The sequence below is a fragment of the Desulfuromonas soudanensis genome, assembly GCF_001278055.1.
GTDB lineage: Bacteria > Desulfobacterota > Desulfuromonadia > Desulfuromonadales > WTL > Deferrimonas > Deferrimonas soudanensis.
The window spans coordinates 3,788,955-3,814,255 of sequence record NZ_CP010802.1 but is presented as its reverse complement, the minus strand read 5'-3'; the positions used below and the strand labels follow the sequence as shown (position 1 = coordinate 3,814,255).

The following is a 25,301-nucleotide window of genomic DNA, read 5'->3' as shown; positions in this document are numbered from 1 at the left end:
CGCCCAAAACCTACTCCCTGCGGCGCAGGGCCCTGACCAGGGTCGCCAGGCGCCGCCGCTCCTCCGCCTCCAGGGGACGATCGCGATAGAGGGCGCCGCCGTAGATGGCGGCAAACTCCCGGCAGCGCTCGTCCCCTGTTCTCCCGGCAATCTCCTCCAGCCCCGACCCGGGGCGAATCGCTTCCTTCCCGAATCGTTTTTCGACGGTTTGCAGATACCTTCTCAGCAGCCGTTCTCCCCTGGTCGCCTTCAGCCTCGGCACCCCACGGACCACCCCCCAGACAAAAAGAATCCCTCCGCATATCCAGGCGAACATTCCCAAACTCCCCTCCCCGAAATGCAGGGAACGCAGGGAGCGGTTGGCCGTGCCGAAGAGTTCCATCTGCTTGTCGAGGTCGTAGCCGATGATCGCCCGGTCCCAGAAGAACTGGGCGGCGTCGAGGAGGGCGCGCACCCCTCTCCCCTCCCGGGAGCCGGGGAAAAGGATGGGATTGTCGGCAAAACGGGTCGGGTCGTGACGCACCCAGCGCCCTGCGTCATCCAGGGCTTCCACCCAGACATGGGCTCTCGACTCGGCGACGGCGTAGTACCCCCCCAGGGCGTTGTATGTGCCGCCGTAGTACCCTCCGACGAGGCGCGCCGGCACCCCGGAGAGGCGCAGCAAAAGGGCGAAGGAGGAGGCGAAGTATTCGCAGTAGCCGCGGCGTTTTTCGAAGAGGAATTCGTCGAGGGGGTCGGCGGAGAGGGGGAGATCGCTGGTGGCGTAGGTGAGGTGCCGGGCGGCAAAGAACTCTTCGAGGCGGGCGATCTTGACTGCGGCGCTTTCGTCCGCCCGGCCGAGGAGGCGGGCGGTCTCCCTGAGGCGCGGCGAGATTCCCTCGGGAAGCTGCAGGTAGATCCCCCGGACGCTGTCGCTGCCGGATTCGAAGACTCCTCCCGGCCGCGACAGGACCCGGTAGCGGACCCGCCTCCTCGGGGGGGACGTGGCGCGGAAGACGGCATCGCCCGACCCGCTGGAGCGGATCTCTCGGATTGTCACCGGCAGGTCGAGCCCGGGCAAAAAGGGGTCGGTTTTGGGTTCGAGAAAGATGACCTGTTCCAGGAGCCGCCCGCCGGCCACCCGTTCCTGGCGGCGGGGGATCTCCGAACCGCGACTCCAGACCCCTCCCTCCAGGGTGTCGAGAACGATCCCCCGCCAGTAGAGGTCCTCCGGCGGCAGTTCTTCGGTCTGGACGCGGAAGGCGAGGGACGGGTCGCCGGCGAGGTCGGCCATCGTCCCCGGGGCGACGGTTTCGGAAAATCCGGTGGTGCCGCCGGTGGCGGGATTGAGAAAGTTCCACAGGGGGTGGGTGGTGCGGGGGAGGATGACGAAGAAACCGAACATGAGGACGAGGGAGGCCAGGGGGAGGACGAGGGCCGTGGTGAGGACCTGCCGCAGCAACGGGCGGGGGAGGGAGAGGGCCGGGGCTTCGTTGTGGAAGCAGAGGAGGACCAGGGCGACGGAGACCAGGATCACCTGGGCGACCAGGGCGGCAAAATAGACCGGGGAGAGGGAGAGGAGTGAAGAGGCCGCCAGGGCGAAGAGCGCCAGGACGCAGATCTGCAGGTAATCCCGCCCCTTCTTCTCCGCCGCCAGGCGCACCGAAAGGAGAAGGATCAGGAGGTTGACCACCGGCCCGGTGACGGCGGCCAGGGAGATGCGGCTGGCGTAGAAGATAAAGACGGCGATGGACAGAAGGGTGGCGGCCGGCGCCGGCAGGAGGGTGCGCCCCCGAACCCTGCCGAAAATCCCCGCCGCAAGCGCCAGGGGGAGGGCCAGGAGGGCCGCAGGGTCGAGATAGGGGACGAGGAGGGCGTAGCCGAGAAGGGCGATGAGGGTGCAGAGGGTATGAATGGCGGTACTAATCGAGACCATGTCCGGCCAGTTCCTTGAGGAGTCGCAGTTTGTGCGGGCGCCCGGTGGACGGCTCAAATATCCGGCCACCGAGTTTCAGGCCGACGGGGCGCCCGGCGCGGCAGCTCCTGTTGATCAGGAAGGCGGCGCAGCCCAGGCGCTCCTCGAGACCGGCCCCCGGGAGTCCGTCGGGATCGACGAGCAGGGGAGAGGCCTCCGTGGCGTCCTCTTTTTTGACCTTGAGCTGATCGTGGCGGGCCGAGAGCTTCCAGTGGATGCTTTTCATCGGTTCGGCGCCGCTGTAGTCGGAAATCCGCGCCAGCTCCCCGTCGAGGCCGGGGCGGAAAAGGGGGCGCGCCCCCGGACGCGGCACGCCTCCTCCGGCGGTCCGGTCCGGGCAGGGGCGCGGCGCGGGAAAGACGGTGACCGTCGGCACCTTTGCCAGGGGAACGGAGCGGCGGAAAAAATTGATGGGGAAGATCGAGGAGAGGCGGAGACCTTCCAGGGGCCTGGCGCCGCGCCCCCGGAAGGTGACTTCGACGGTCGTGGTCGCCGTCTCCCCCCGGGGAATGGCCACAAAGAGCGGGGCCTGGTCGAAAATGAGGACCCGGAGCAAAAACGAAGGAGTCCGGCGGCGTCCGTTGGTCAATTGCAGCGTGACCAGGGTGGGGATGCCGTCGTAGATCTCGTCGGGCAGGAGGAGGTCGAGGTGCAGATGACGCAGGTTCTCCCGGCCGAGAATCCCCGAGACGACCATGAAGCCGAGGAGGGCCGAAACGAGGAGGTAGATGAGGTTGTTGCCGGTGTTCACCGCGGCGAAGCCGAGGAGGAGGGTGAGGGCGATGTAGACCACCCCCGCTCGGGTGAGTTTCAGGCCAGGGGGACCGGCAGCTGGCGGACGATGGCGCACAATAGCTCCTCCTTGCGCAGCCCCTCGTGTTCCGGCTGCAGGATGAGGCGGTGGGCCGCCGCCGGTGCGGCGATATGCTGCACATCCTCGGGGATGACGTAATCCCGCCCTTCGAGAAAGGCCATGGCCCGGGCGGCGTCGGCGAGATTGATCCCGCCCCGGGTGGAGATTCCGGCCAGGATCATGGCGTGGGAGCGGCTGGCGGCCATCAGCGCGTAGATGTAGTCGACGACCTTGTCGGAAAGATAGATCGATTCCCGCACGGTCTGGCGGGCCTCCTGGATGTCGTCGAGGGTCAAAAGCGCCTCGATCCGCCGGATTTCCCCGCGGATGCTGCCGTTGCGGATGATCCCTTTTTCGATGTCCGAAGGTGGATAGCCGACGCCGGTACTGATCAGAAAGCGGTCGAGCTGGGACTCGGGGAGAGGATAGGTTCCGACCTGCTCCGCAGGGTTCTGGGTGGCGATGACGAGAAAGGGGTCGGGGAGAGGATAGGTGTGCCCCTCCACCGTCACCCGACCTTCCTCCATCGCCTCGAGGAGGGCGCTCTGGGTCCGGGGCATGGCCCGGTTGATCTCGTCGACGAGCAGAATATTGTTGAAAATCGGCCCGGGAACGAAGCGGAAGCGGTTTTCGTCGCGGTCGAAGATGGAGAGGCCGGTGATGTCCGAGGGGAGGAGATCGCTGGTGCACTGGATGCGGCCGAAGGAGAGCCCGAGGGCCCGGGCCAGGGCCAGGGCGAGGGTGGTCTTGCCGAGGCCGGGGATGTCCTCGATGAGGAGGTGACCGCCGCACAGGAGGGTGATCAGCGCCAGGCGGATGGCCCGCACCTTCCCCTGCAGGTAGCGCCCGGTGAGGGTGTCGATGACGCGGAGAATTTCATCGCGTTTGTGCAGGGGCATGGCCGCTCCTTTCCTTCGGGGCCGGTGGCTCGAGGGGGACGTCCGTCAGTATGGCAGAAATCCTCCCCGGGAGGAAGACGAAGGAAAAAAAGATCCCCCGGTTTTTCCGGGGGAAGGGACGGTCAGGAGAGGTTGGGGAGAGCGTAGGTGGTTTGGTCCTCGGTGCCTGTTTCGTCGACGCCGACGAAAAAAGCCGTGAGGGATTCCAGCTGCTCCGACTGCAGGGAGAGTTCCTCGGCGGCGCCGGCCACCTCTTCGGCGACGGCGACGTTTTGCTGGATGATGAGGTCGAGCTGCTGGATCGCCCGGCCGATCTGGTCGGCGCCGGCGTCCTGCTCCCGGCTCGCCGCCGAGATCTCCTGGACCAGTTCGGCGGTCCGTTCGATGTCCGGGACGATGCGCTCGAGAAGCGTTCCGGCGTGTTCGGCGACAGCCATGCTCGAGGTGGAGAGGGCGTTGATGTCGGCGGCGGCGCTCTGGCTCCTTTCGGCGAGCTTGCGCACCTCGGAGGCCACCACGGCAAACCCCTTGCCGTGTTCCCCGGCCCGGGCCGCTTCGATGGCGGCGTTGAGGGCCAGCAGATTGGTCTGGCGCGCGATCTCTTCGATGATCAGGATGCGCCCGGAAATTTGCCGCATGGCAGAGACGGTATCGGTAACGGCGAGCCCCCCCTCCCGGGCGCTGGCTGCCGCCTGGGCGGAGATCTTTTCCGTTTGCAGGGCGTTGTCGGTATTCTGGCGGATGTTGGCGCTCATCTCCTCGATGGAAGAAGAACACTCTTCGGCGGCGGCCGCCTGTTCCACCGCCCCCCGGGACATCTGCTGCGAGCCGGCGCTCATCTGCCGGCTGCCGGCGCCGAGGTTGGTGGCGGTCAGGCGGACCTCCCGGGTGACCTCGGCGAGCTTGGAGGCCATGGCCTGCAGGGCCTGCATCAATTCGTCCCGGCCGGAGCGCTCCTTGATGCGGACATCGAGGCGCCCGGTGGCGATCTGCTGGGCGAGGGCGGTGACTTCTCGCATCGAGTCGGCCATGGCCGCCATGGCGCCGGCGAGCTGACCGATTTCGTCACCGCTTTTGACCGCGATCTCCAGGGAAAGATCCCCGGCGCCTATGGCCTCGGCCACGGCGATGGAGCGCCGCAGCGGCCGGACGATGAGACGGGAAAAGGCAAAAGAGAGAATCAGACACAGGGTCAAGAGCCCCGCAAGCGTCAGGGCGGCGATGCGCCAGGTCAGGGAAAGTATCCCCTCGTCGTTGGCGGCCTCCGAGTCGGCGACGATTCCGGCGATGCGGGAGGCGAGCTTCTCCTTGGCCTCGGCCACGGAGGTGAAATCGAGGGAGACGGCCACTTCTCCGAGGGTCTCTTCGGCGTCCGCTCCCCGGTAGACGATCTGCTGGCGGATGAGGGTCTCTCCCCCGGCGGCCTCGGCTTGGGGGGTCAGGGGGTTGCCGTCCCTGTCGAAAAAGACCACCGAGGTGATATCGCCGTCGCGCTGGGCGTTGCCGGCGATCTGGGCAAGGCTGTCGTAGTCGTAGTTGAAGATGAATCCGACGGCCGTCTGGGCCATCAGTTCCGCTGCCAGGCGCCCCTTTTTCTCCAGACTCTCCCGGAGCAGAACTTCCTGCTGGGCCTGTTCCCCCTGGAGAATGTCGGTGAAGGCCGCGGTCTGGCGATTCTGCAGGGCGGTGGCGCTCACCAGGACCCCAGCGGCGATGGCGCCGAGGAGAAGGAGGGTGACGAGCGAGACGATGGCGACGAACTTTGCGGTGATGCCCATGTTTTTCATCTGATCTTCCCTTCGATGAACGGCCCTCGGATATTTTGCGGGTGATGCTCGGGGAATGCGGAGGATTAATTTAGCAAAAAATGCGCCAACCCCGTAATAAGGCCGAATTCCCCGGTTTATGCGGCTGGAAAAACCCCGGAGAGGGGGGGCGTGTCAAAATTTTGAAGATTTACCCGCCTCCGCGCCCCCTGCATCCTCGCTGAGAACGATAAGATAGCCGTCGGGATCGTGGAGCCAGACCTCCCGGCGGCGGTGTTGCGCGTCGTCGATTTCGTAGGGGACGTGCAGGTCGAATCGGGCGATGGCCCTCAGGGTCGGGCCGAGATCTTCCGTGGAGAGTTCCAGCATCATGCCGACTCCCCGGGGGTGACGTTCGAGATTCTGGAAGAGGGCCGGGTGCAGGCCTTCGAGGGCGGCGGACTCCCGAAAGAGGATGGTCGCCTCGGCGCGGTGCAGCAGGAGGACGGGCGGGTGCCCGGGGAGGGGGATGAAGGACTCCAACTCCTGACCGAGGATCTCGCGGTAGAATTGGGCGGTTCGCTCCAGATCGTCGACGGCAAGAGTCAGGGTCAGGCTCATGAGGGGCTCCTTTATGGGGATTAATTAGCACGAGGACGCCTGCGGCGCAAGGGGCAAAGGAGTGGCGATTGACTCCTCCGGCTCCGGTGTGGTTAAATCGTCGCCCATGGACAGCGCATCTCTCCCCACGGTCACGGCCTATCTCGGCCTCGGCTCCAATCTCGGCGACCGCCTCGCCACCCTCCGCGGGGCGCGCATCGCGCTCGACGGAGTCTCCGGAGTCCGGGTCCTCCAAGGGTCGCGTCTCTATGAAACCGCACCCGTCGGCGGACCGCCGGGGCAGGGGCCCTATTTGAACGGGGTGCTGGCCGTGGCGACACAACGCTCTCCCCTCTCCCTCCTCGAGGCCTGCCTGGCCGTGGAGGAGGCCTTCGGCCGCAGCCGCCGTGAGCGCTGGGGGGCGCGGACCCTCGATATCGATCTTCTGTTTCACGGTCGGACCGTCCGGGAAGACGCCCGTCTCATTCTCCCCCATCCGCGGCTTCATCAGCGGGCCTTCATCCTCGTCCCCCTGGAGGAGCTGGCTCCCGGCCTGGTACACCCCGGACTCGGCCTGACCGTCCGTCAACTGCTGGAGCGCCGCCCCGACAGGGAGGGGGTGAAACTCCTGGCCGAAACCTGGTGAATCGATGATCCGTCTCCTGTTCGTTTTTCTCCTCTTTTTTCTCGGCTATACCCTCCTGCGGCTTTTCCTCAGGATCCTTTTCCTCCCCCGCTCTCCCCGGACGACCGCGGAGAGTCCGAAGGGAGAGGAGATGGTCCAGGACCCCCAGTGCGGGACCTACCTCCCCCGGACCGATGCGCTCAGCAGGACCGTCGGCGGGGAGGAAAAATATTTCTGTTCGAAAAAATGCCGTGATGATTACAGCGGTCAAAAATGATTCCGCCCTCTGTTCCCAGCGCACCCGGACAAATTAGGATCCCTCACCCCGAAGGAGTTTCCCCATGAAGTTTTTCATCGATACCGCCGAAGTCAGCGAAATCCGCGCCGCCCATGAACTCGGACTGGTGGACGGCGTCACCACCAACCCGTCGCTCATCGCCAAGAGCGGCCGCGACTTCAAGGAAGTGATCACCGAGATCGTCTCCATCGTCGACGGGCCGATCTCCGCCGAGGTCATCGCCCTCGACGCTCCAGGGATGGTGGCGGAGGGGCGGGCCCTGGCGGCGATCAACCCGAAAAACATCGTCGTCAAGGTGCCGATGACCCCCGAGGGGCTCAAGGCGACCCGGATCTTCTCCGCCGAGGGGATCAAGACCAACGTCACCCTGGTCTTCTCACCGCTGCAGGCCCTCCTCGCCGCCAAGGCCGGGGCGACCTACGTCTCCCCCTTCGTCGGCCGCCTCGACGACGTCGGCCACGACGGGATGGAGCTGGTCGAGCAGATCCGCACCATCTTCGACAACTACGGCTTTTCCACCGAGATCATTGTCGCCTCGGTGCGCAGCCCCCTGCACATCCTCAACGCCGCCCTGGTCGCCGCCGACGTCTGCACCATCCCCTACGGCGTCATGCTGCAGCTCGCCAAACACCCCCTGACCGACGTCGGGATCGAGAAATTCCTCGCCGACTGGGACAAGACCAAAAAATAGCTCATTTTCACCCCTTGCTGGCAAGCCGGCGCGCGTCTGCTAGAATGAGGCAGATGTGCGCCGGTTTTTTTGTTCCGAATTTATCCTGACTAAATTTTTTCCTGGCGCTGGGCGGTTCTAAGGGGGTAGTTTACGGAAGGCATCCCCTCCAGTTTTCAGCATGCTTAAAAGACGTATCCTCTACCAGAGAAGCGAGGCGCCATGAACATCCATGAATATCAGGCCAAGGAGATTCTCAGCACCTACGATATCCCGGTACCGCGCGGCCGGGTCTGCCTGACCGCCGACCAGGTGGAACGCGCCGCCAAGATGATGGGCGGCCGCTGCATGGTCAAGGCGCAGATCTACGCCGGCGGCCGCGGCAAGGCCGGCGGCGTCAAGCTGGTGCATTACCCGGAGCAGGCGCAGGATCTGGCCAAGGACCTCTTTGCCAGAAAGCTGGTGACGCCGCAGACCGGCCCCGAAGGTCTGCGCGTGCGGCGCATCCTGGTCGAGGAGGCGGTGGAGATCGCCCGCGAGTTCTATCTCTCCATCACCCTCGACCGCGCCAGTTCGCGCTACATCCTCATCGCTTCGGCCGAAGGGGGCGTCGAGATCGAGGAGGTGGCGGCCAAGAGCCCGGAGAAGATCCACAAGCTCGCCATCGATCCCCTCTCCGGTCTGCATTCCTTCCAGGCGCGCAAAATTTCCCTTGCCCTCGGCTTGAAGGGGAGCCTGTGCGAAGACTGCGTGCAGCTCATCCTCAGCCTCTACCGCGCTTGCCTGGAAAAGGACTGCTCCCTGGTGGAGATCAACCCCCTGGTGGTGACCAAGGCCGGCTGGCTGATGGCGATGGATGCCAAGATCGCCTTCGACGACAACGCCGTCTTCCGCCACCGTGAATACCCGGACATGATCGACTACTCGCAGCTCGATCCGCTGGAGATCACCGCCGGCAAGTACGATCTCGCCTACATCAAGCTCGACGGCGCCATCGGCTGCCTGGTCAACGGCGCCGGCTTGGCGATGGCGACCCTCGACGTCCTCAACGAGTGCGGCGGCAAGCCGGCCAACTTCCTCGATGTGGGGGGCGGGGCGAGCCGGGAGAAGGTGACCGAGGCCTTCAAGATCATTCTCCAGGACCCGGATGTGCAGGGGATTTTCGTCAACATCTTCGGCGGCATCATGCGCTGCGACGTTATCGCCCAGGGGATCATCGACGCCGCCAGCGAGGTGGACTGCCCCCTGCCGATCGTCGTGCGCATGGACGGCAGCCAGGTCGATGAAGGGAAGGCTTTGCTCAAGGAGTCGGGGCTCAACGTGCAGACCGCCGACAGCCTCGGCGACGGCGCCCGGCGCATCGTCAAGATGCTCGACAGCGCCGAGGCCCGGCCGAAGGGCAGGGCGAAAAAGCCCTAAGCCCTCTTTCTTCGTCCCCGTCAAAAGTCTGCCGTCGCCCCTTGCAGGAGAATTGTCATGTCGATACTGCTGAACAAGAATTCGAAGGTCCTGGTCCAGGGAATCACCGGCCGCAGCGGCCTCTTCCACGCCCAGAAGTGCCGGGAATACGGCACCCAGATCGTCGCCGGGGTCACCCCGGGGAAGGGGGGGATTCACGTCGAGGGGATTCCGGTCTTCAACACCGTCGAGGAGGCGGTGAAATACACCGGCGCCAACGTCTCGATGATCTTCGTCCCGCCGCCGGGCGCCGCCGACGCCATTCTCGAGGCGGCCGACGCCGGACTCGATCTGGCCATCTGCATCACCGAAGGGATCCCGGTGCGCGACATGGTGCCGGTCAAGCGCGTCCTCGAAGGGCACAAGATGCGCCTCGTCGGTCCCAACTGTCCCGGCGTCATCACCCCCGACGAGTGCAAGGTCGGCATCATGCCCGGCTACATCCACAAGAAGGGGTCGATCGGCGTCGTCTCCCGCAGCGGTACCCTCACCTACGAGGCGGTCAAGCAGCTCACCGACGCCGGCCTCGGCCAGTCGACCTGCGTCGGCATTGGCGGCGACCCGATCATCGGCATGAGCTTTATCGACGTGCTGCAACTCTTCAACGCCGACCCGGAAACGACCGGCGTCTTCATGATCGGCGAGATCGGCGGCGGCGCCGAGGAGGAGGCGGCCGAGTGGATCAAGGCGAACATGAAAAAACCGGTGGCCGCCTTCATCGCCGGCGTCTCGGCGCCTCCCGGACGGCGCATGGGTCACGCCGGGGCGATCGTCACCGGCGGCAAGGGACGCGCCGAAGACAAGATCCGCACCCTCACCGACTGCGGCGTCAACGTCTCCACCTCCCCGACCCGCATGGGCGAGGCGATGCTCGAGGCGATGAAGAAGGGCTGAGTCGCTTTCGAAATCTGTTCGTTAATGTTCACAGAAGCGCCCGTCGCCAGCTCAGCGACGGGCGTTTCTGCCCCGGGGGACCGGCTCCGCTTCTGCGGTGCCTGTCCCCTTTTACGCAAGGCAGTCCCGCAGATGTAGTCTCAGCCTGGTATTCCTGGGGCAGCCCTTTATCCCGGGGACGGCATCCGAAACTCATTGACAGGTTCTTATCTGTTTCCTATGGTTCAGCCACAGCCAGACGCTCTCGCGTCAATAGTTCCCGGTTTGACCCACCATGTGACCCAGCGTGAGGGGTCCGATCTCCAAAAAATCAAATCACATGGTTGAGGCAGGATGGAATGTACCTCTGCCACCGGGCATACAAGGGGTCGTCGCGGCGGTCCGCCAAATCAGGTAAGCCTTTCTACATACAGGATTAGGGTAATATCTCAATTAAATACCATAAAGTAAGGGGACTATAATGGAAGACTCAAATCGTTACGATTACATCGGGGGCGGCCCTGGTGGCAACAGCGTCGTCGAAGAAAAAGTGATGCTTCCATTGAAAATTCTTTGGAAATCTAAAAATATTAATTCACCCTATGTCAGTATCCTTCTTTCAGAGGAGAGTGCCATAGCTGTCTCGCGAAATCCCCCAAAAAACTTTACTGTAAACCAAAAAATTTCCTCTTTTGATCGAGCTTCCGGCAAAGTCCGCTGGGAGGTTGTTTTGGATAACATGGGTGGTGGGTTGGGGGGAAGGATGTGTCTCTATCAAGACACGGTAATCCTTTGTGATAGTTCATCAAGTTCGGTGGTTGCCTTGAAGGATGGGCATATTTGTTGGCGGACCGAGGGGTTCACTGCGTGTAGTCCGATACGACATTTTGCGGGTGAAATAATTATTTGTGCCATTGGCGGCGTGTATTTCCTTAATCCGGCGACCGGTGCGGTAGTGCGCCAAATAGAAATGGATCAGGGCCATTCACCTAGTTTTACCGAGGAGGAGGTGGTTGTTCAGACCAGCGGTGGCTTTTATAATTGTTATGACCGCAAGACCTCGGAATTGCGTTGGAGTATTAATTTTGGCGAGTTGGGAAAATGTGACACAGGCGTTGGTACCCCTGCCCGCGGGTCGATCACTTGTCGAAGCCCACTCATCCACGGAGGTCGCATCTATGCTGGGTCAAACGGTCGAATTGTTGCCTTCGATCTGGAAAAGGGAGATATCCTTTGGATGACAAAGAGAATGATGCAACTGAGGGAAGTTTTGTATCGGAATGGTCGGCTATACGGTATGGCGGATAGTTGCTTCCGCATTCTCGAACCAGAAACCGGGGAGGTTCTTCTGGAGAGACATCACCCTGATGAAGGAGGCGGTGGAAATATGCCATATATGGCCGGAAAAATTATCTTTAACAATGAAAAGTGCATTCAAGCCGTCGACATCGAGACTGGAGAGATGGTCTGGAGCTTTGCCGACAAAAGGAAGACCATTGGCTTTACCGGACAACCAGTTTACCTGGATGGTCGGTTATACACCGCCGATACCGGCGGTTGTCTTTATTGCTTTGAGACGGCATAAAGGGGGCCGGCTGGACAAACCTCTGAGGGGGACAGGCACCATCTAAATGAGAGGTTGGCCGTTGTGGTAGAGGGACAGGCAACTTTTTGAAGGGCAAAAAAGTAGCCAGTCCCAAAGGATAGGAGGGGGGATGCCGAGGGCGGGGAGGGTGGTGGCTGACAATGAGGTCTATCATGTTCTCAACCGGGGGAATGGACGGGCCGAGGTGTTTCACAAGCCGGCGGATTTTGCGGCGTTCGTGACGTTGATCGGTGAGGCGAAGGAGCGCTTCCCGGTCAAGGTGCTCGCCTACTGTCTGATGTCCAACCATTTTTTATGTGGAGCTCCACATAACACGTGTTATGTGAAGCGCGAACTTATGTGAAGTTCATTTCTGGACACTCCCTCATTCTCTACCCCAGATCAAGGTTTTACTGCACATAATTTAGGTGATTTTTCGAGCGCAGCGAGCCACTGCAAGACGTCGGGCTTCTGCCATGGCAGGTCGTGGCTGACGACCGGTGCTGTTGTTTTTTCGAGCATTCTCCGTTTCATGTCCATATCGATTTCGACGTAGACATGCGTGGTGTTGATGTCGGCGTGCCCCAACCAATAACTGACCATATTGATATCGTTGCCGGCCCGCAGCAGATGCATGGCCGTGGTATGCCTGATAGTGTGTGGATTTACGGCCCTGCTCCTCATCGATGGGCATTGATTCCGGGCTGAGGCCGCATATTTGCTCAGGATTTGGCGAATGCCGAAACGGGTGATGGGAACTCCGTTGGCGTTGAGGAAGAGCTGCTCAGCGGCCGGATCATGGGGATTGCGAACTTTGAGGTAAGCCTGAAGGGCTTGTGCCATTTCGGGCCACAGCGGACAGCTGCGGTGCTTTTTACCCTTGCCCAGAAGCGAGATCTGAGCGGTGGCACCCTGCAGGCGCAGATCTGGGATTTTGATGCCCACAATTTCACTGACGCGAGCCCCGGTGTTGTAGAGCAGGAGCAGCAAAGCCTTGTCGCGCGCGGCGGTGCGTGCATTGACATTCACCGCATCGAGCAGCGCCTGCATCTCGTCCTGCTCCATGTACTTGACCGTCTTGTGCTGCGTACGTTTCAGAGGGATGGTGCGAATCCTCTGGCACTGGAGCAGCAAGACCGGCTCCTCTCGGGCGATGAAACCGAAGAAGACACGGATGGCCGCCAATCGGGCATTACGGGTTCGCGGCGTGCAGCCGCGAACGTTTTCAAGATGATCGAGGAACGCCAACACAAGCGCTTCGTCGATCTCTTCGACGCTCAACTCGTCGGCGCTCTTGCGCAGGGTGTCCGCAGCAAAGCACAACAGCAGCTTGATCGCGTCGCGGTACGCCAGCAGGGTATTGGTCGCGAGGCCTTTCTGGATCGGCAGGTAGTGGCTGAAGAAGGGTTTCATGAACTTGGCCAGCAACTGTTTCATGACTGTCCTCCGTTGGTTTGGATCTGTTGGAGGTAGTAATCGTGGAAGCGCCGGGCCACCTCTTCGGTCAGCTCCGGCGTGGCCCGAAGGTAGACCTGGGTGGAATGGATATCCACATGTCCCAGATAGGTTGCCAGCCAAGGCAGCCGCGCGTTTACATCCTGCCCGTCTCGATACCAGGCCAGCAGCCTGTGAACGGCAAAGGTGTGTCGCAGGTCGTGGATGCGGGGGCCGGCGTGCTCGTTGTGGGGGATGGCGCAGCGGCGCAGCAACTGCCGAAAGGTAAGGTTGACCGTGACATGATGCAAGCGCCGGGATCGTTGATTCAGCAGCAGCGGGGAGTCCGGCGAGCGCGGCTTGATGCGAAGGCGTCTGTCCAGATATTGCTGCAACGCCTGGCAGGTGGTCGTGCTCAAAGGCACCCAGCGGGCCTTGCGGAACTTGCCCTCGACGATGTAGAGCCGCTCTTCGGCGCAGAGAAAGTTCTCCAGGTTCAGGGCCAATGCTTCCCCGATACGGATGCCCGTGCTGTAGAGCAGGCCGAGGAGTGTCCGGTAGGTGAGTGGCCGCAGGGAGCCCGGCGGCCGCAATTCCGCGGCGGCGGCCAGCAAGGCGCCGACTTCCCTCTGGTTGTAGATGTACGGCTGATGAGCCGCCTGCGAGGCAATGACCCTTATGGGTTCGGGAACGTAGGTGAGCGGGTCGTGCCGCAAGAGATACCGGCACAGCTGCTGCACCACGCAGAAGCGGTTTGACTGCACACGCGGTGCAAGGTGCGAAAGAGTCAGAAGATACCGGTCGGTGATCTGCGGGGTGATGCACGAAGCTTCAAATTTTTCTTCGACCAGGAAGCGGTCGAAGTAGCTCAACAGCAGCGCCTGGCTCTGATAATCGGTGCCGGAGAGCTGCCGCAAGCTGATGAAGTTCCGGATCTGAGGAGCCAGGGCGCTGTGAAATTCCAGGGTTCTCATCGCGTCACCTCCTGCGGCCACTCCAGGGCGACCTGCTTCAGGGCGTTAAAGTCGACCTTGGTGTAGATAAAGGTGGTGCCGAGATGGCGATGGCCCAGCACATCGGCAATCGCCTTGAACGGTTCTCCCTGCGCGAGCATCCGGGTCGCAAAGCCATGCCGAAAGGCGTGGGCGCCCTTGCTGGGAATCTCGATGCTTGCGGCTCGGATACGGCGCTCGATGATGACGGAAAGGGAACTGGAGCGGGGAAGCGGGTGGTAGGGGGCACGCGAGGTCAGAAACACCTGCGGGTTCGAACTGGATGGCCGGGCATTTTGCAAGTAGTTCAGCAGGCTCTCCCCCACCTCGACGGTGAGGGGAAGGCAGCTGTCCTTGCCGCCCTTGGAAGCTGCAAAGAAGATCCGGTTCTGCGCCCAGTCGATCTGCTCCAGCCGCAACGCCCGAACCTGGCCGCCTCGGACACCGTAGGTGTGAAGCAACTGAACGATGGCGTAATCCCGTCGGCCCACCGTGGTCTTGCGGTCGATCCCCTGAAGGACCTGCCGAGCCTGAGCCTCAGTCAAGCCGCGCGGGACCGAAGCCAGCTTGTAGGCTCTCAAGGTAGGAACCGCCAGGTCCAGGGGCTCCCGGACGTAGCCTCGATGCAGGCAGAAACGGAAGAAGGTCCGCAGGGTCGACTGCATCGATCGCCGCGCTGCTTTTCCGACCTTCTGCGCATAAGCCAGGAAGAACGCCTCGATGCTCTCCGGGCTCAGCTTGGCCAACCCTTGTAATGTCGCCTGCGGGCCGAGGTAGCGCAGGAAAACGGTGAGGTACTGAGCGCGCAACTCGCAGGTCCCGGCAGCGGCGTGCTGGTAATGCTGCATCCATTCGAGGTAGGCATCCAGAAGAGGCGCAAAGATCTCGCTTTGCGGCAACGGATTGAAAAACCCCTGTTCGCCAAGGTACTCGACGAAACGACTGAGCGAGTGGCGAACCCGCTTCAGATGACCTTCCAGTGGCCCGCGGTGCCGACACCGGGCAGGATATGCTTCGAAAAATCCATCAACGTCTTTGGGACAGAGGATTTGGCCGGGGACAACTCCTTGCCGGCCAAGATGCTGATTAAAATGAGAGACGTTCGATAGATGCTTGCGGATGGTCCCCTGACGGAAACCGTGCTCCATCAACCAGGTACAGAAACCGTCCAGAAGCGTTCCCAGTGGGCCGCTTCGCAACTTCTTCAGCGTTCCCGGACACGAAAATGCCTGTTCCAGTTCCATGACAACCTCCCTTCTTTGCCTCTATTATCGAGGCATTCGGGGATGGTCAGGGCGCAGAATTATGTGCAGCAATTATTGGCGAAAACCCAGGGGAGTGGCGAAAATGATGAGAGAATCAGAAGAGAGTTGAGGGCAACTTCACATAAGTTCGCGCTTCACATAACATTTTCACCTGTTGGTCCAGCCGCAGAGGGGAGAAGACCTGAGCAAATGGATGCAGTGGCTGATGACCAGCCATGTGCGCCGTTATCACCGCCACCACGGCACCAGCGGCCATCTCTGGCAAGGCCGGTTCAAGAGCTTCATCGTCCGGGACGACGACCACCTGCTGACGGTGGCCCGCTACGTGGAGGGCAACCCGGTGCAGGCCGGGATGGTCGTCTCGGCCCGCGACTGGCCCTGGTCGTCCCACCGCGAAAACCTCACAATCTGCCCAGGGACTGGCTCCGTATCAGCGGTGCCTGTCCCCTTTGAGACGACAGCGCAAGCGGTGCCTGTCCCCCTTGGAAAGACGGTAGTCGAGGGACAGGCACCTTCGGAGCCAGTCCCTGGGGGCAAGGTGACGGATACGGGGTTGCTCAAACTGCCTTCCGATTGGGCCGAGTATGTCGACACCCCCCTGACCGGCAGGGAGTTGAGCCGACTGAAGCTGAGCCTCCACCGCCAAGTCCCATTTGGGGGACTGGGTCTTTGAAAAGGTGCCTGATCTCCTTCATGATAAGGTCCTCTTGGATTGGCCGTTGGTGGGTAGGGGGACAGGCAACTTTTAAACTGCAAAAGTAGCCAGTCCCCGGGCAACAGTAGCGCGATATTGGGGGACTGGCTCCTTGAAAAGGTACCTGAACTCCTTCCTGATAAGGTCCTCTTGGATTGGCCGTTGGTGGGTAGGGGGACAGGCAACTTTTTGGACGGCAAAAGTAGCCTGTCCCCCCCCGCAGACCGGTGTCTCCCATCCACCCCATTTCTCCCCGCCCCGTCCTCAAGTCAATGACCCATCCCCCTCCTCACCCGATCCCGCCGAAACGTTGCCAATAAGTTGACTTTGCTGCACTGTTCCCCTTATCATGAGTGGCTGTGACGGACCGCTCACCTCACCGCCCAAGCGGTTTTCCAACGATTTTCCACCCGCACCGAGACAGAGAACCATGGCACTGATGCAAATATTTCACTATCCCGATCCGATCCTGAAGAAGGTGGCCAAGCCGGTGACGGTCATCGACGACGAGCTGAAAAGTCTGGCCCGGGACATGGCCGAGACGATGTACGCCGCCCCCGGCGTCGGTCTGGCCGCCCCTCAGGTCGGAGTCTCGCTGCGCCTGATCGTTCTCGACTGCGCCCCGAAGGACGAGGCGCCGCAGCTGATCACCGCCTTCAACCCGGAGATCATCGCCCGCGAGGGGGAGGTCTGCGAGGAGGAGGGGTGCCTGTCGGTCCCCGCCTACTACGCCAGCGTTACGCGCTCCGCCGTGGTCCGGGTGCGCTATCTCGACCTCGACGGCAAGACCGTGGAGCGGGACGCCGAAGGGCTCCTTTCGGTCTGTTTTCAGCATGAGATCGATCACCTGGACGGTATCCTCTTCGTCGACCACCTTTCCCCCCTCAAAAAATCGCTGTTCCGCAAGAAGTACAAGAAGATCATGGAACAGCAGCAGGAGCAGCTGTGATCAAGCCCCAGGACATCCGCACCGTCTTCATGGGTACACCGGACTTTGCCCTTGCCACCCTGGAGGGGCTGCTCGACACCGGGGTCGACCTCTGCGCCGTCTACACCCAGCCCGACCGCCCCAAGGGGCGCGGCAACAAGCTCTCGGCGCCTCCCGTCAAGGAACTGGCCCTCGCCCGGGGGATCCCCGTCTATCAGCCGGTAAAGCTGCGCGACCCGGCCGTGGTGGAGGAGCTGCGGGCTCTGGCCCCCGACCTGATCGTCGTCGTCGCCTACGGCCAGATCCTCCCCAAGAGCGTTCTGGAAATCCCCCGCTACGGCTGCATCAACGTCCATGCCTCCCTCCTCCCCCGCTACCGCGGGGCGGCGCCGATCAACCAGGCGGTGATCGACGGCGAAGAGGTCGCCGGGGTGACGACGATGGTCATGGACGTCGGCCTCGACACCGGCGCCATGCTCATCAAGCGCGCCACCCCCATCGGTCCCGAAGAGACCGCCGGCGAGCTCCACGACCGCCTGGCCCTTCTCGGCCGCGAGGCGATGGAGGAGACTCTGGAGAGGCTCTGCGCCGGAACGCTCAGGGCCGAAGCCCAGGACGACGCCCTGAGCACCTATGCGCCGATGATGAAGAAAGAGGACGGGCGCATCGACTGGAGCCGCAGCGCTCAAGCGATCCACAACCAGGTGCGGGGGCTCGACCCCTGGCCGGGGGCTTTTACACATCTCGACGGCGAGGTCCTCAAAATCGCCCGCACCCGCCCCGAGCCCGGGGAGGGAGAGCCGGGGACGGTCCTTTCCGCCGGCGCCGACGGAGTGCGCATCGCCTGCGGCGAGGGGGTTCTGCTGGTCCGGGAGCTGCAGTTGCCGGGGAAGAGGCGCCTTTCTGCCCGGGATTTTCTCCAGGGCAAACACCTCCCCCCCGGAACGACCCTGGAGCCCTGACTTGGCCGCGACGCCCGCCCCGCACCGGGAGTACCAGCCGCGCAAGCGCCTTTTCATCGGACTGCTGGCTGTGGCCTGCGCCCTGGTTCTGCTCTGCGCCTTTCTCCTCTGGTGGGTGCCGAGCGTCGGGCTGGAGAACATTCATCCCATCCTGCCGCTGATTTCCGGGGCGGTTCTGGCGACCCTCGCCGCCCTCATCGTCGGCGGGCTTTCCCTGCTGATTCTCACCCTCCTCACCGGGCGCGACCTCTTCTTCTCCGAGCGACTGCGGCGGGTCGTCATCAAGGCCCTCTTCCCGGCGGTCATCGCCTTCGGGCGCCTCATGGGGATCCATCGCGATCTGTTGCAGCAGTCGTTTATCGCCCTCAACAATCAGCTGGTCCGTTCCCGGAAACTGCGGGTGGCGCCGGCGCGGGCGATGATTCTCCTCCCCCACTGCATCCAGCTCTTCGACTGTCCGATCCGAATCACCGGCGAAGTGGACAAGTGCCTCCGCTGCGGAAAGTGCGACATCAGCGCCCTGGCCGAGATGGCCGGTCGCCGAGGGGTGGAGATTGCCGTGGCCACCGGCGGAACCCTGGCCCGCAAGCTGATCGTCGAGAAGCGCCCGGCCTTTATCCTCGCCGTGGCCTGCGAGCGCGACCTGACGACCGGGATCCGCGATGCCTACCCCCTTCCGGTGATCGGCATTCTCAACCGTCGCCCCAAGGGCCCCTGCCTCGACACCCACGTCGTTCTCGACGAGGTGGCCAGGGTTCTCGACGAACACCTCCAACCTTGAGCCCCTTGATTTTCCCCGCCCCGGCCATTATATTGGCAGCAGAACTCGCTTCAATTAACGACAGAGGTGATCTTTGATGAATACCGTCCGTACCGTCATGCTCATGACTTTGTTGACTCTGGTGCTGGTGACCGCCGGTGGCGCCCTCGGCGGACAGGGGGGCGCCCTCTTCGCCCTGATCCTGGCCGCGGCGATGAACCTGGGGAGCTACTGGTTTTCCGACCGCGTCGTCATCGCCATGTACCGCGGCCGCGAAGTGCAGAGCGGACCCCTTTATGAGGTGGTGCAGGAGATCTGCCAGCGGGGCGCCCTGCCGATGCCCAAGGTCTGCATCCTCCCTCAACCGACGCCCAACGCCTTTGCCACCGGGCGCAACCCCGAGCACGCCGTGGTCGCCGCCACCGAGGGGATTCTGGCGATTCTCAGTCGCGAGGAGCTCCTTGGAGTCATGGCCCACGAGATGAGCCACGTCAAGCATCGCGATATTCTCATCGGCTCCATCGCCGCCACCCTGGCCGGGGCGATCTCCTACCTGGCGCACATGGCCCAGTGGGCGATGATCTTCGGCGGCGGCCGCGACGACGAGGACAGCAACCCCCTGACCCTGATTCTCATGATGATCCTGGCGCCGATCGCCGCCATGCTGGTGCAGATGGCGATCTCCCGTTCCCGGGAGTACGAAGCCGACAGGGGCGGGGCGCAGCTTTCCGGCAGTCCCCACCACCTGGCCAGCGCTCTGCGCAAGCTCGAAACGGCCAACAGCCGCTCGCCGATGCCCAGGGTCAACGAGGCGACCGCCCACATGTTCATCGTCAATCCGCTGCGCGGCGGCGGCTTCAAGTCCCTCTTTTCCACCCACCCGCCGGTGGAGGAGCGGATCCGGCGCCTGGAGAGCATGCCTCACAGCTGAAGTAGCCATGATTTTTTTGCGCCGAACCGATCGCCATCCCTTGTCCTGGGCGGGGGCATGTCCGACATGCCCCCGCCTTTTTTGAATGATCAGCCGAGAGCCGAGGTCAAACCTTTTGAAACTGCTCGATCCGCGCCACATCGCCTACGAGGTTCTCCGCCGTGTCGACGAGGGGGCCTACTCCGACCTGGCGCTCGACGCCGCCCTGCGCGCCGCTCCCGGGATCGATCCCCGCGACCGCGGCCTGGCCACCGAACTCGTCTACGGGGTGCTGCGCCGCCGCGGCTCCCTCGATTTCGCTCTCGGCCGCTTCTGCAGCCAGCCCCTGGAGAAGGTGGAGGCCGGGGTGCGGACGCTTTTGCGACTCGGCACCTACCAGATCCTCCATCTCGACCGGGTGCCGGCTCCCGCCGCCGTTCACGAGACGGTGGAGCTGGCCCGCACCCTGGGGCTGGAGCGGGCCACCGGCTTCATCAACGGCATCCTCCGCGCCCTGATCCGCGGCGCCGCGGCGATCCCCTGGCCCGACCCGCAGAAGGCGACCCTTGCCCATCTCGAGCAGGTTCTCTCCCTCCCCCCCTGGCTGGCCCGGCGCTGGCGCCGTGAGCTCGGCGACGAGGAGGCTCTGGCGTTGGCTGCCGCCATGCTCGAACCGGCTCCCTTCACCCTGCGGGTCAACACCCTGCGCCTGGAGCGGGACGCCTACCTGGAGGAGCTGCGCAAGGCCGGATACGAGGTGCAGGCGACCCGCTATGCCCCCGAAGGGGTGAGAGTGACCGCCCGTCTGCCCGGGGCGCTCCCCGGGACCGGCGAGGGGTTCTGCCAGGTGCAGGACGAAGCAAGCATGCTCATTGCCCGCCTCCTCGATCCGCAGCCCGGAGAACGGATTCTCGACGCCTGCGCCGCCCCCGGCGGCAAGACCACCCATATCGCCGCCCTGTCCGGCAACGCCGCGGCCATTCTCGCTCTCGACCTGCACCCCAAGCGGGTCCGCCTCATCGGCGAAGGGGCTTATCGCCTCGGCTGCGAGGGGATCGAGACCAGCGACTGGGATCTCACTCGCCCCCCCGGATTTCTCGATGCCGAAAGCTTCGACCGCGTCCTCGTCGACGCCCCCTGCAGCGGTCTCGGGGTGCTGCGGCGCAACCCGGAAACCCGCTGGCGGCGCATCGAGGCTGACATCGGGCGCCTGGCTCTCCTCCAGGGGACCATCCTCGGCAACGTCGCCCCCCTGGTGCGTCCCGGCGGAACCCTCCTCTATTCCCTCTGCACCCTCACGCCGGAGGAGACCGACGGGGTGGTCGACGCCTTTCTTGCCGGCCATCCCGACTTCGTCCGCGAGGACCTGCGCCTTTCGGCGCCGGCCGGGTGGCAGGAACTCTTCGACGACAGGGGCGCGCTGAGCACCTTTCCCCATCGCCACGGGGGGATGGACGCCTTTTTCGCCGTGCGCTTCCGCCGCCGCGGATAGACGCCCCTTCTCCGACCCTTCGCCCGCGCAGGACGACCTTCACCCAGGGAGTTTTCCATGATCAAGATCGCACCGTCCATCCTCTCCGCCGATTTCGCCCGCCTCGGCGCGGAGATTCAGGCCATCGATGCCGGAGGAGCCGATTACGTTCATATCGACGTCATGGACGGCCACTTCGTCCCCAACATCACCATCGGTCCCCTGGTGGTGGAGGCGGCCCGCCGGGTGACCAACCTCCCCCTCGACGTCCACCTGATGATCGAAAACCCCGACCGCTTCATCCCCGACTTCGCCCGGGCCGGCGCCGACCTGATCACCGTCCATGTTGAAGCCGTCCCCCACCTGCACCGCACCGTGCAACTGATCAAAAGTCTCGGCAAGAAGGCCGGAGTCTCCCTCAACCCGGCGACCCCGGTTTCGAGTCTCGAGGTCATCCTCGAGGATATTGACCTGGTGCTGATCATGTCGGTCAACCCCGGCTTCGGCGGCCAGAGCTTTATCCCTTCTTCCCTGGCCAAGATCGAAGCGCTGCGCGCCGAAATCGACCGCCGCGGGCTACAGGTGGAGATCGAAGTCGACGGCGGGGTGAAAACCGACAATATCGCCGCCATTGCCGCGGCCGGGGCGAGCGTCTTCGTGGCCGGCAGCGCCGTCTTCGGCACGGCCGACTACGGCGCCACCATCGCCGCCCTCAAGGACAACGCGGCGCGGCGCTGATGCTCGATCCGGTTTTTATCGCCGCACGCCTGGCGGCCCATGCGCCGCGCTCCATCGCCGATCGCGGGCTGCGCCCCTCCGCCGTTCTCGTCCCCCTCTTCGTCCGCCAGGGGGTGGACACGCTCCTCTTCACCCGGCGGACCCGGCATCTCAATCACCACCGGGGGGAGATCTCTTTCCCTGGGGGGGCCTGGAGCGCCGGGGATGCCGACCTCTGCGCCACGGCGCTGCGGGAGACCGAGGAGGAGATGGGGATTGCCGCCGCCGATGTCCGGATCCTCGGTCGCCTCGACGACTTCATCTCCGTTCACGGCTACCACGTCGTCCCCTTCGTCGGCAGCTTCCCCTGGCCCTACCCCTACCGGGTCAACAGAGAAGAGATCGACGAGGTCATCGAGGTCCCCCTGGAGGCCCTCCGCGACCCGGATATCTGGCACAAAGAGAACTGGAAACACCGGGGGCGCCTCCATCCGGTGCACTTCTACACCGTGGGGGAGCACGAAATCTGGGGGCTGACTGCGGCCATCCTTCGCCAGTTCCTCAAGCGCCTCTTCGACTAGACATAATGGCTGACAGTTAGAGACAAAAAAAGACCTGCCCCTTGCAAACGTGGGTTATGTTGGAAGCTCTTGAACCCCAACACAGAGCCAAAATCAAGGAGGCAGGTCATGAAGAAGTCTAGCATGTTTATCGGGTTGGACGTCCACAAAAACTCCATTGAGATCGCTATCGCCGAGGAGGGTCGCACCGGCGAAATTCGACACTATGGGAAAATTGACGGGAGTTTGGTTGCTCTCGACAAGGTTGTTAGGAAACTGGTTTCGAGAGGCTGCGAACTCCATTTCGTCTACGAAGCTGGCCCTTGTGGCTATGATGTTTACCGACACCTTACATTTCAGGGGTTCGATTGTGTGGTGGTAGCGCCCTCAAAGATCCCCAAGAAAAGCGGCGACCGTATTAAGAATGACCGCCGGGATGCCCAAATGCTTGCCCGCCTGCATCGAGCCGGTGAACTGTCTCCCGTTTTTGTGCCTCTTACCGAAGATGAAGCCATGCGGGACCTTACCCGATCAAGGGAGGATGCCAAGGCGTCGGAGAAAAAAGCCAAGCAGCACATTCTGGCATTTCTTCTTCGACACGGTCACCGATTCAGTGGACGAACCCCCTGGAGCCAGGCACATATGCGCTGGATCGCTGGAATCAAAATGCCTCATCCGGCCCAGCAGATTACCCTTCAGGAATATGTCGGCGCGCTTACTGAAAGCACTCGGCGGGTGGAGCGGCTGACTGAGCAGATTCAACAACTCTTGCCCCAGTGGCGGATGTTTCCGGTAGCTAAAGCCTACCAATCCCTGCGAGGCGTCTCCTTGATTGTCGCAGCCACAACCGTTGCTGAAATAGGAGATTTGAAGCGCTTTAAGAGCCCCGTTGAACTGATGTCCTATCTCGGACTGGTTCCATCGGAACATTCCAGTGGCGAGACAACGAAACGAGGTTCAATTACCAAAGCAGGCAATGGACATGTGCGCCGGGTCCTGGTGGAAGCCTCCTGGGCTTACCGCCTTCCTGCCCGGGTCAGTCGGGAGTTACGCAGACGACAAGAAGGCCTGTCGCAAGCAATTTGCGATATCTCCTGGAAAGCTCAACTCCGATTATGTGCCCGCTACAAACGTATGCTGGCGAAGGGTAAATCCAAACAGGTGATCGTGACGGCTATAGCTCGAGAACTCTGTGCTTTTATGTGGGCAATAGCCCATGAAGTTGAAATCCCGGCCATGGCATAACAAACCACAAACAACTCAATCACCTCAAAAACCTGTTGGAGAAAGCATATTGAAGCAAAACTAACATTCCAGGGCAGTTACAGGGGCGCAACCGCGGTCAGGAGAACCCTCGAGGACACTATTGGATAAGGCCTTGGCCGAACTCACGTTACTAGAGAGAGGCAGCTCCGCGACGAAGACAAGTCTGGCGGTACCCAACCCGCGAATATCAGTCTGATTAGCCGTCGCAATACAGGTTCCGCCCCTGCAAGTGCCCTGGAACATAACGCACGAAAAACCGCTGAAAATCAGTTGGGCAGTGAGCGTTTCTTCTATTGACAACTGTCAGCCATATCAGTGTCCCGATTGGTTCATTCCGTCCATTAATTCTGGTCCTTTTGGCCGCTCCCTGCGTTGGGTCTCCTCGGCTTAAGCCCGGCCAGGGCTGCGTCGACCCGCCTTGGCAGCGACCAAAATGCCTCAGAATTATCTGAATGGACTAACCAAACGGGACACTGGCCCTCCTTGCAAGGGGGGGACAAGCCGCTAGAATGTAGCCATCCTGTCGGAAAGAGGAGCGCCCATGAACCTGTTGCGCAACCGCAGCCTGCTGAGCAAGATCAATCTCACCATCGCCGCCATACTCCTGCTCTTCTTCGCCCTCTCCGCCTGGCTCGGTTACCGGCAGCAACGGGCCTTCATCCTCGAGGACGCAGTGGAAAAGGCGCGCCTGGTCGCCTCCCAGGCGATCCGCACCCGCGAATACCTCTCGGCCCAGCTGCAGATCGGCGGCATCGTCCTCTCCGAGCAGCGCTACGGGATGATTCCGGTGGTGGCTTCCAACCGCATCGGCCTGCGGGTCGCCGAGGACCTCGACTACCGCATCCGCCAGGTTTCCGAGCGCTATCGCAATGCCAGCAACGCCCCCGACCCCTTCGAGTCCCAGACCCTGAAGCGTTTTCGGGAGACGCCGGCTCTTGGCGAGTATTTTGCCATCACCACGGACCGGGGGGAGCCGGTCTTCCGTTACCTGCAGCCCTTCACGGCCGAGGAGAGCTGCCTGGAGTGTCACGGCGATCCGAAAAACGCCCCGGCCTTTCTCCAGCGACTCTATCCGCTGGCCAAGGACCAGGCCTACAACTACCAGATCGGCGAGATCATCGGCGCCGCTTCGGTGACCATCCCCATGGACAGGCTCTACCGGCAGATTTGGGCCAACGTCCGCCATGACGTCCTCTACACCGGCGGGGTCTTTCTCGCCCTGATCACCTGCCTGGGGATCCTCATACGCGTCGTCGTCACCCGCCCCCTGGCCCGCTTCGGCACGGTGATCGGCGAAGTGGTCCGCACCGGACAGTTCGAGGAAAAACTCCCGCGCCGCGGCGGCGACGAGATCGGCGTGCTCATCGACGGCTTTAATGAAATGATCGACCATCTGAGGGAGAAGACCCGCCATCTCGAAGAGTCGGAAAAACGCTATCGTGTCCTTACGGAGACGGCCCGCGACGGCATCATCTCCTTCCTCGCCAACGGGCAGATCATTCTCTTCAACCACGAAGCCGAGCGGATGTTCGGCTACAGCAAGGCCGAAGTCCTCGGCCTCGGCGTCGACCGACTGATTCACGAGGACTACGCCGAACTCCATCGCCTGGGGGTCGAGGCCTATCTGAAGGAGAAGGGGGGCGCCGCGGTGAACAAGCTGAACCGCCTTCCCGGGCGGCGCCGCGACGGCACCGTCCTCCCCTTGGAGTTCTCCCTCTCCGTCGCCGAGTCGGAGGGACACCTCTTCTACACCGCCATCGTCCGTCTTCAGGGGTAGGCTTT

At 62.7% G+C, this 25,301-nt stretch carries 25 protein-coding genes; 17 read left to right on the top strand and 8 right to left on the bottom strand.

Annotated elements, in window-relative coordinates; translation table 11 throughout:
* Positions 1-10 precede the first annotated feature (10 nt).
* From DSOUD_RS16940 to DSOUD_RS16920, 5 genes are all read right to left on the bottom strand, one after another.
* Positions 11-1,915 (bottom strand): transglutaminase TgpA family protein, encoded by a 1,905-nt coding sequence (locus DSOUD_RS16940; RefSeq protein WP_053552112.1) that lies wholly within the window; start codon positions 1,913-1,915, stop codon positions 11-13.
* Positions 1,902-2,804: a DUF58 domain-containing protein gene (locus tag DSOUD_RS16935; protein ID WP_232426467.1), complete on the bottom strand. Its 903-nt coding sequence runs from the start codon at positions 2,802-2,804 to the stop codon at positions 1,902-1,904. Before DSOUD_RS16935 ends, DSOUD_RS16940 begins: the two co-directional genes overlap by 14 nt.
* Positions 2,765-3,706, bottom strand: a complete 942-nt coding sequence (locus tag DSOUD_RS16930) for an AAA family ATPase (RefSeq protein WP_053552111.1) — start codon at positions 3,704-3,706, stop codon at positions 2,765-2,767. The genes DSOUD_RS16935 and DSOUD_RS16930 overlap by 40 nt, the downstream gene beginning before the upstream one ends.
* A gap of 122 nt (positions 3,707-3,828) precedes the next feature.
* Positions 3,829-5,493 (bottom strand): methyl-accepting chemotaxis protein, encoded by a 1,665-nt coding sequence (locus DSOUD_RS16925; RefSeq protein WP_053552110.1) that lies wholly within the window; start codon positions 5,491-5,493, stop codon positions 3,829-3,831.
* Between the two features lie 153 nt (positions 5,494-5,646).
* On the bottom strand, positions 5,647-6,072 hold the full coding sequence (locus tag DSOUD_RS16920) for a VOC family protein (protein WP_053552109.1): 426 nt from the start codon (positions 6,070-6,072) through the stop codon (positions 5,647-5,649).
* A 61-nt stretch (positions 6,073-6,133) separates the two neighbouring features.
* On the opposite strand from DSOUD_RS16920, the gene folK reads away from it, so the two are divergent.
* From folK to DSOUD_RS16885, 7 genes are all read left to right on the top strand, one after another.
* Positions 6,134-6,697: a 2-amino-4-hydroxy-6-hydroxymethyldihydropteridine diphosphokinase gene (gene folK, locus DSOUD_RS16915; RefSeq protein ID WP_232426466.1), complete on the top strand. Its 564-nt coding sequence runs from the start codon at positions 6,134-6,136 to the stop codon at positions 6,695-6,697.
* A gap of 4 nt (positions 6,698-6,701) precedes the next feature.
* On the top strand, positions 6,702-6,953 hold the full coding sequence (locus DSOUD_RS16910; protein ID WP_053552107.1) for an eL24 family ribosomal protein: 252 nt from the start codon (positions 6,702-6,704) through the stop codon (positions 6,951-6,953).
* A gap of 64 nt (positions 6,954-7,017) precedes the next feature.
* Positions 7,018-7,665 carry a fructose-6-phosphate aldolase gene (gene fsa, locus DSOUD_RS16905; RefSeq protein WP_053552106.1) on the top strand — a complete coding sequence of 216 codons (648 nt, stop codon included), beginning with the start codon at positions 7,018-7,020 and terminating at the stop codon, positions 7,663-7,665.
* A gap of 201 nt (positions 7,666-7,866) precedes the next feature.
* Entirely contained in the window at positions 7,867-9,063 is a 1,197-nt protein-coding gene (gene sucC / locus DSOUD_RS16900) for an ADP-forming succinate--CoA ligase subunit beta (protein ID WP_053552105.1), read from the top strand.
* 57 nt (positions 9,064-9,120) lie between these two features.
* On the top strand, positions 9,121-9,996 hold the full coding sequence (gene sucD, locus DSOUD_RS16895) for a succinate--CoA ligase subunit alpha (RefSeq protein ID WP_053552104.1): 876 nt from the start codon (positions 9,121-9,123) through the stop codon (positions 9,994-9,996).
* A 460-nt stretch (positions 9,997-10,456) separates the two neighbouring features.
* A complete protein-coding gene (locus DSOUD_RS18090) occupies positions 10,457-11,560 on the top strand; it encodes an outer membrane protein assembly factor BamB family protein (protein ID WP_082351353.1) in 1,104 nt (367 codons plus the stop codon).
* Between the two features lie 151 nt (positions 11,561-11,711).
* A complete protein-coding gene (locus tag DSOUD_RS16885) occupies positions 11,712-11,924 on the top strand; it encodes a transposase (RefSeq protein WP_157671910.1) in 213 nt (70 codons plus the stop codon).
* A gap of 38 nt (positions 11,925-11,962) precedes the next feature.
* Here the strand turns inward: DSOUD_RS16885 and DSOUD_RS16880 are convergent, their stop codons facing one another.
* From DSOUD_RS16880 to DSOUD_RS16870, 3 genes are read right to left on the bottom strand one after another with little or no spacing between them, the layout of a single operon-like run.
* The gene (locus DSOUD_RS16880; protein WP_053550355.1) at positions 11,963-12,997 is read right to left on the bottom strand and encodes a tyrosine-type recombinase/integrase; all 1,035 of its coding nucleotides are present in this window, start codon (positions 12,995-12,997) and stop codon (positions 11,963-11,965) included.
* A complete protein-coding gene (locus DSOUD_RS16875) occupies positions 12,994-13,968 on the bottom strand; it encodes a tyrosine-type recombinase/integrase (protein ID WP_053552101.1) in 975 nt (324 codons plus the stop codon). Before DSOUD_RS16875 ends, DSOUD_RS16880 begins: the two co-directional genes overlap by 4 nt.
* Positions 13,965-15,230 carry a site-specific integrase gene (locus DSOUD_RS16870; protein WP_082351111.1) on the bottom strand — a complete coding sequence of 422 codons (1,266 nt, stop codon included), beginning with the start codon at positions 15,228-15,230 and terminating at the stop codon, positions 13,965-13,967. The genes DSOUD_RS16875 and DSOUD_RS16870 overlap by 4 nt, the downstream gene beginning before the upstream one ends.
* A gap of 175 nt (positions 15,231-15,405) precedes the next feature.
* Here DSOUD_RS16870 and DSOUD_RS18745 point away from each other — a divergent pair, with 175 nt between their 5' ends.
* From DSOUD_RS18745 to DSOUD_RS16815, 10 genes are all read left to right on the top strand, one after another.
* The gene (locus DSOUD_RS18745; protein ID WP_198300332.1) at positions 15,406-15,924 is read left to right on the top strand and encodes a transposase; all 519 of its coding nucleotides are present in this window, start codon (positions 15,406-15,408) and stop codon (positions 15,922-15,924) included.
* Between the two features lie 451 nt (positions 15,925-16,375).
* Positions 16,376-16,894 carry a peptide deformylase gene (def, locus tag DSOUD_RS16855; RefSeq protein ID WP_082351351.1) on the top strand — a complete coding sequence of 173 codons (519 nt, stop codon included), beginning with the start codon at positions 16,376-16,378 and terminating at the stop codon, positions 16,892-16,894.
* Positions 16,895-16,923: 29 nt separating this feature from the next.
* Complete coding sequence (gene fmt, locus DSOUD_RS16850) at positions 16,924-17,835, top strand: methionyl-tRNA formyltransferase (protein ID WP_053552439.1); 912 nt, start codon at positions 16,924-16,926, stop codon at positions 17,833-17,835.
* A 1-nt stretch (position 17,836) separates the two neighbouring features.
* Positions 17,837-18,616 carry a DUF116 domain-containing protein gene (locus tag DSOUD_RS16845; protein ID WP_053552098.1) on the top strand — a complete coding sequence of 260 codons (780 nt, stop codon included), beginning with the start codon at positions 17,837-17,839 and terminating at the stop codon, positions 18,614-18,616.
* 76 nt (positions 18,617-18,692) lie between these two features.
* On the top strand, positions 18,693-19,526 hold the full coding sequence (gene htpX, locus DSOUD_RS16840) for a zinc metalloprotease HtpX (protein ID WP_082351350.1): 834 nt from the start codon (positions 18,693-18,695) through the stop codon (positions 19,524-19,526).
* A 115-nt stretch (positions 19,527-19,641) separates the two neighbouring features.
* A complete protein-coding gene (gene rsmB, locus DSOUD_RS16835) occupies positions 19,642-20,997 on the top strand; it encodes a 16S rRNA (cytosine(967)-C(5))-methyltransferase RsmB (RefSeq protein ID WP_096335457.1) in 1,356 nt (451 codons plus the stop codon).
* Positions 20,998-21,054: 57 nt separating this feature from the next.
* On the top strand, positions 21,055-21,714 hold the full coding sequence (rpe, locus tag DSOUD_RS16830; RefSeq protein WP_053552095.1) for a ribulose-phosphate 3-epimerase: 660 nt from the start codon (positions 21,055-21,057) through the stop codon (positions 21,712-21,714).
* Positions 21,714-22,274, top strand: a complete 561-nt coding sequence (locus tag DSOUD_RS16825; RefSeq protein ID WP_053552094.1) for a CoA pyrophosphatase — start codon at positions 21,714-21,716, stop codon at positions 22,272-22,274. The genes rpe and DSOUD_RS16825 overlap by 1 nt, the downstream gene beginning before the upstream one ends.
* A 108-nt stretch (positions 22,275-22,382) precedes the next feature.
* Positions 22,383-23,498 (top strand): IS110 family RNA-guided transposase, encoded by a 1,116-nt coding sequence (locus DSOUD_RS16820; RefSeq protein WP_053550358.1) that lies wholly within the window; start codon positions 22,383-22,385, stop codon positions 23,496-23,498.
* 562 nt (positions 23,499-24,060) lie between these two features.
* Positions 24,061-25,296, top strand: coding sequence for a c-type heme family protein (locus DSOUD_RS16815; protein WP_053552093.1), 1,236 nt, complete (start codon positions 24,061-24,063; stop codon positions 25,294-25,296).
* Positions 25,297-25,301: the final 5 nt, after the last annotated feature.

Coding starts and splice junctions, on each gene's coding strand:
- DSOUD_RS16940 (WP_053552112.1), bottom strand. CDS start 1,915: ATGGTCTCGATTAGTACCGCCATTCATACCCTCTGCACCCTCATCGCC.
- DSOUD_RS16930 (WP_053552111.1), bottom strand. CDS start 3,706: ATGCCCCTGCACAAACGCGATGAAATTCTCCGCGTCATCGACACCCTC.
- DSOUD_RS16925 (WP_053552110.1), bottom strand. CDS start 5,493: ATGAAAAACATGGGCATCACCGCAAAGTTCGTCGCCATCGTCTCGCTC.
- DSOUD_RS16920 (WP_053552109.1), bottom strand. CDS start 6,072: ATGAGCCTGACCCTGACTCTTGCCGTCGACGATCTGGAGCGAACCGCC.
- DSOUD_RS16910 (WP_053552107.1), top strand. CDS start 6,702: ATGATCCGTCTCCTGTTCGTTTTTCTCCTCTTTTTTCTCGGCTATACC.
- fsa (WP_053552106.1), top strand. CDS start 7,018: ATGAAGTTTTTCATCGATACCGCCGAAGTCAGCGAAATCCGCGCCGCC.
- sucC (WP_053552105.1), top strand. CDS start 7,867: ATGAACATCCATGAATATCAGGCCAAGGAGATTCTCAGCACCTACGAT.
- sucD (WP_053552104.1), top strand. CDS start 9,121: ATGTCGATACTGCTGAACAAGAATTCGAAGGTCCTGGTCCAGGGAATC.
- DSOUD_RS18090 (WP_082351353.1), top strand. CDS start 10,457: ATGGAAGACTCAAATCGTTACGATTACATCGGGGGCGGCCCTGGTGGC.
- DSOUD_RS16880 (WP_053550355.1), bottom strand. CDS start 12,997: ATGAAACAGTTGCTGGCCAAGTTCATGAAACCCTTCTTCAGCCACTAC.
- DSOUD_RS16875 (WP_053552101.1), bottom strand. CDS start 13,968: ATGAGAACCCTGGAATTTCACAGCGCCCTGGCTCCTCAGATCCGGAAC.
- DSOUD_RS16870 (WP_082351111.1), bottom strand. CDS start 15,230: ATGGAACTGGAACAGGCATTTTCGTGTCCGGGAACGCTGAAGAAGTTG.
- def (WP_082351351.1), top strand. CDS start 16,376: ATGGCACTGATGCAAATATTTCACTATCCCGATCCGATCCTGAAGAAG.
- fmt (WP_053552439.1), top strand. CDS start 16,924: ATGGGTACACCGGACTTTGCCCTTGCCACCCTGGAGGGGCTGCTCGAC.
- htpX (WP_082351350.1), top strand. CDS start 18,693: ATGAATACCGTCCGTACCGTCATGCTCATGACTTTGTTGACTCTGGTG.
- rpe (WP_053552095.1), top strand. CDS start 21,055: ATGATCAAGATCGCACCGTCCATCCTCTCCGCCGATTTCGCCCGCCTC.
- DSOUD_RS16825 (WP_053552094.1), top strand. CDS start 21,714: ATGCTCGATCCGGTTTTTATCGCCGCACGCCTGGCGGCCCATGCGCCG.
- DSOUD_RS16820 (WP_053550358.1), top strand. CDS start 22,383: ATGAAGAAGTCTAGCATGTTTATCGGGTTGGACGTCCACAAAAACTCC.
- DSOUD_RS16815 (WP_053552093.1), top strand. CDS start 24,061: ATGAACCTGTTGCGCAACCGCAGCCTGCTGAGCAAGATCAATCTCACC.